The following is a 4786-nucleotide window of genomic DNA, read 5'->3' on the forward strand; positions in this document are numbered from 1 at the left end:
CGGGGTCGGTTCTCGCGACCACATCGCGTCCACATGATGCTGAGAAACACCGAGAAGAGACGCGAAATGATGAGAGCCGGAAACCCATAGTGCACAAGGCTTCTCGTCCTATCACCCCGATTCTGCGCAGACGGACCAAGGCCTCCAGAAACCTTCACACGGCAGAGGTCACTGGTTCGATCCCAGTAGCGCCCACCAGAGAACGCCCTTACAGGGCATGATGATTCTGGTTCTCGGAGTTCATCGACACGACGTTTGAACCGTCGGGTGTCCGTCTGGTGTCCGTCAGAGCCCCGGATCGGAGCTTGCCGGACTGGGATTATGACTAGCGTCGGCCACGCAGGCATCCTGATGTGGGCGACTGCACGACAGCGAAATGCGGCGATGAGGCTGGATGGCCTATGCCTGCCGGACGTGAGTGCTCTACCCGCCCAGCATACGGGCTCGAGTCGATCGGGGTACCCAGCGTGCGGCCTTCCCGAAGGGCTCGCCGTGAAAAGAGGAGACGCAGATGCCGCTAGACGGTCGATTCCCAATGTATCCAGGGCGCGCCTGGGGATTCCTCTACGGACGTGGTCCTTCGACAGTGGTGCTCTGGGTCGAGGAATCCCCCCTTGCATCTTCGACGCCGGAGGATCTGGAGACCTTCGTGCAACTGTTCGATGACATTCGCCAACGTGTTCGACCGCCCAACATGGCGGCAACTCATGACGCGATCGTCTCGGCTGGCTGGGAGGACCGAGGAACACTGATGTACCAGGTCAAATCGGGCCTACTTCTCGTCGATGCAGCTGCTCTTGCGGAGATGGCTGACGAACTGTGGCATGAGCGGGAGGGAATCCTGGCAGAGGCCGGTGGCCGTCATCCGGAGAGTGGAAGTGAGGTTTGGGCTCAGTGGGTCGCCGTCACAACACGGCGCAGCGCCACGGTGCGGGGTTCTCGGGCTCTTGCCCTGGCGGCCGTGGAGGCCCTAGTCAACGAGCTGCTCGCTGCTCAACACCCGGACGAATACGCTGCCTGGGAGATCAAGAAACGCATGGGGTTTCGCCAGAAGCTCGTGAGCCTCCTCGGACTTCACGGTATGGATCCAGACGACGTGCCGTGGTTCGAGGCATTAGAAGAACATGCACAGCTGCGCAACAGCATGATTCACCACCGGCCTGGATGGATCGTCGACGACAGCGACGCGCATTCTGTAGAGCCCAACGATGACATGACTCAGGAGAGCCTGACCGAGACCCTCGAAGTCGTTCACCAGGCGATCGGTGGGTTGTTTGCGCTCTACGGAGCGCAAACCCCGGAGACGCACCGTCCTGAATGGCTCAGACGTACCGCCGGATGGTGATGATGGAGCATCTAACGTTGAGGTTCGCTCCACAGAGCGACTAGGTCCCGTCACGCCGTGGTGGTTCACAGCACAGATCACCCCACCTGGTCCTGTCAACGCTTCGAACGCCGAAGGTCCGGGATCAGCTCATCCTGAGCGCATGGTCTTTCGCTTGATGGCGAATACCGTGGGTCGGGTCGATCAGTCTGGCGGATGGCCCCTGAATCACAGGAAGTTGACGTATCGCCATCGTAGGCGGTCAATGAACTCGAGGTAGACGAGAGTGGTGGTGAGTACGTTGAAGGACAGACTCCCTAGGCCCTGTGGCACGTGAGCGAGTGGGTCGAGCGTTGCACCCCATCCCCCGAACGGACTGCCGTCGGAGAGTTCCGGCGCATTGAAGAAGACCAGGGCCGTCTTGATGCCCAGGTCTCGGATCCCTGCCACGAGCTCCACCGTCTTAGCAGTCGGGCGCGGCGACCCCAGTGGCTCGGAATGGACAACGACGAACACGTCGCCTTGAGCATGTTCAGGAGAACCCTCGATCCGAAAGCTGCTTCCGCGGTCGTACCCGAACTCCGTGAACAGGGGACTGACCCACTCGTAGGTCAGATGCAGCGTGCCAACCATTGCTAGAACGCGACCCACATCGTGATCGAGGGTCTCCTGAAGGGGCACCTCCCGAGATTGCTGGAATTCGTGGGCCTCCAAGAGGGAGTCAACGAGAGATTCGAAATCGGCAGCAGCGAGAGGTTCCATCTCACTCCGAAGTGGGTCGTGGCGGTGTCCCAAGGGTCGGCCGCGAAAGGCCGGTCCGTCCACGCGTATGCTCCTATGTCGGGGCATCCGTTCGAGTGCCTCCTCTAATGTCGACGTCGCGCGGATCCGAAGGGTCATCTCTTTCTGGCCCTCATCGGCCTTTCGGGCAAGAGTTTCAAAGCCACCGATGCGATCGACGAGCTCCCGGACGTCTTCGGCAAGAAATGCATCAGCCGCCTCGATGTAGACCGCTAGGTACACCGGCTCGGGGGAGCCGTACCAGAAGCGCACGTGGTCCAGTGAGAGACCGCGCACCGCGATGTCGCTCTGATCTTGAGGATCAAACGCCTCGAGGGTTTCCGTCCGGATTCCTTTCGCTTGGATCCACACGCGCACCTGGCTCACAACCGGGTCAGCCGCTAAGGGCCTTTCGTAGAGGTGAAGGCCGAGATCAAGCGAGGCGCGATCATCTGGGTATTCCGGCAGTAGGCCGTGGGCCGCGAGAAGCGCCTTCAGCTTGCTTCGATACTGCATCTCGAACGCGTCGTGAGCGCCTACTCGCACCATGAACGCATATTGCCACGAACTGGCCATGATTGCCCCAGGCCCTCCCTGGGTGACACCGCGGATTAGGTGCCTCGGTTTGCGCTAGAACGACGCCACGGGGCGCACCGATCACCGAATCGCCGGCAGTATCGTCCAGTGCCGCGGGTGCGGGAGAACGGCACCTGCGGTGCTGCCGGCCGGGTTAGGCGCCGACCACGGATCGTGGCTGGCTGGCAAGCGGGGCTCTATTCTCTTCTGGGTACAGGGCCAGTAGCTTGGAGACAGCGAGGAAGTCAGGAGCCTGCATGTCAGTCGAGGCGATGTGACCGACCATCCAACACTCATTCACGAACGGGTTGACCTGGCCCGGCGAAACGCGAATCCGACCGTCATCTGCCGCATGCGATCAGGCTGGGCGGTGCTCGGCGACCACCAGTTCTTCACGGGTTACTCGCTGCTCTTGGCCGACCCGGTCGTGAGCCATCTCACTGATCTCGATGACGCAACCCGTTCGGTCTTCCTATCCGACATGGCTCTGCTCGGAGAAGCACTCCATGAGTGCACAGAGACCTTCCGTGTCAACTATGAGATTCTCGGTAACGGCGACGCCGCCTTGCATGCTCACCTCTTCCCCCGATACCTGCACGAACCCGATCGATACCGCCGCGGACCCGTCTGGGGCTATCCCTTGGAACAAAGGACGAGCGTCGTATTCGACGCCTCGGTGCATGGCGATCTCCAGCGGAGCATCGCCTCATACATCACCCACCGACTGAGCCATCGATCGAGTCAGCAGTCTTGATCACAGCAGCCGCTCTCGCCAGATATACGCCATATGCCCACCGGGCTAAACCGGCCAGAACGGGATCTCTGGAATCGGTGCCGACGGTCGTTGAGCGAAGTGTTCACGTGTTCTTTCCGTCGGCGAATCACGAGCTTGAGGGTGCGCGGCCGAAGCGATCCACCTCGAGCTTCTCTCCAGGTGGTACGAGGTCGCTCCCGTGGTCTGGTCGTTCGAAAGCCACGCCGTGTCCATGTTCTCAGAGTCCGTCGGCGTGTCGGCAAGGGTGAGACCTAGCTACACCGATGCGAGCCCGTCATAGCGAGTGACGGCCCGGGGCGTCGGTGTTCATCGACAGGACGTTCGACCCCTCCGGCGCCCTCCCGGCGTCTGTCCGCGCCTCGGCGCGGAGCCGATCGAGACCCTCCATCGCGGCCTCGTCGATCCCCTCGTAGAGGTGTCCGTAGACGTCAAGAACGGTCCGTGTGCTCTCGTGTCCGAGCCGGTCGGCGATGTATCTGGGGGATTGGTTCTCGGCGATGAGCATCGCCACGTGGGTGTGGCGGAGGTCGTGTGGGGTGCACGGCGGACCGACGGAGGTTTCGACGGCGGGGTTCCAGTGTCGGCGACGGAATCGGTTGTAGTCGAGGGGTCCTCCCTGGGCGTGGGAGAACACGAGATCGGAGGCAGATGGGTATTCGGTGAGGTGGATGGCCAGTTCTTCGCACAGGAAGGTGGGGATGCCAATGGTGCGGTAGGCCTTCTTGGACTTTAGGGGACCGGCGACCATTCTCCATGACCCCTGCCGGCTGAGCTGCTCGTCGACGCGGAGCGTGCGACGGAGCAAGTCCAGGTCATCCGTTCGGAGGGCGGCGAGCTCGCCGAAGCGCAGTCCCGTGTAGGTGCCGGTGAGGATCAACGCTCGGTAGCGGGGTGTGATGGTGTCGGCGAGGAGGGTGATCTCGTCGGGGGAGAGGAACCGTTTCTCGGTCTGTTCGATCTTGGGCAGGTCGACGTCCCGGCATGGGGTGGCGGCGATGAGGCCGCCGTTGACGGCGTCGTTGAGAATCCTTCCGAGGAGCTGGTAGGCCTTGCGGATAGTGGCGGGGGCGTACCCGTCGGCGTCGAGGTCCGACACCCACGCTTGGACGTCGAAGAGGGTGATGGCGCCGATGGGCATGTCGGCGAAGGTCGGCATGACCAGGCTGCGTAGGTATGACTCGTCACGGGCTTTGGTCGAGTCGCGCCGGTTCACCCACCCGGCGGTCGCCTGCTGGGCGAAGTCGGCGAGGCGGATCCGTCCGGCTCGAGGGTCGATGTAGGTGCCGGCGAGTTTGCGGGCCTCGATGGTGATGAGGAACCGTTCAGCGTCG

Annotated in this window: 4 protein-coding genes; 2 read left to right on the forward strand and 2 right to left on the reverse strand. The window is 62.2% G+C overall.

Annotated elements, in window-relative coordinates:
- The first annotated feature begins 511 nt into the window (after positions 1–511).
- Positions 512–1345 (forward strand): hypothetical protein, encoded by an 834-nt coding sequence (locus GXP34_13450; GenBank protein ID NOY56971.1) that lies wholly within the window; start codon positions 512–514, stop codon positions 1343–1345.
- 207 nt (positions 1346–1552) lie between these two features.
- Here GXP34_13450 and GXP34_13455 read toward each other — a convergent pair whose 3' ends face one another.
- Positions 1553–2680 carry a hypothetical protein gene (locus tag GXP34_13455; protein NOY56972.1) on the reverse strand — a complete coding sequence of 376 codons (1128 nt, stop codon included), beginning with the start codon at positions 2678–2680 and terminating at the stop codon, positions 1553–1555.
- Positions 2681–2954: 274 nt separating this feature from the next.
- Here GXP34_13455 and GXP34_13460 point away from each other — a divergent pair, with 274 nt between their 5' ends.
- On the forward strand, positions 2955–3434 hold the full coding sequence (locus tag GXP34_13460; GenBank protein ID NOY56973.1) for a hypothetical protein: 480 nt from the start codon (positions 2955–2957) through the stop codon (positions 3432–3434).
- 295 nt (positions 3435–3729) lie between these two features.
- Here the strand turns inward: GXP34_13460 and GXP34_13465 are convergent.
- Positions 3730–4786: tyrosine-type recombinase/integrase (locus GXP34_13465; GenBank protein ID NOY56974.1), on the reverse strand; the 1057-nt coding region annotated here is incomplete at its 5' end.

It is taken from the genome of Actinomycetota bacterium (assembly GCA_013152275.1).
Taxonomy (GTDB): domain Bacteria; phylum Actinomycetota; class Acidimicrobiia; order Spongiisociales; family UBA4744; genus BMS3Bbin01.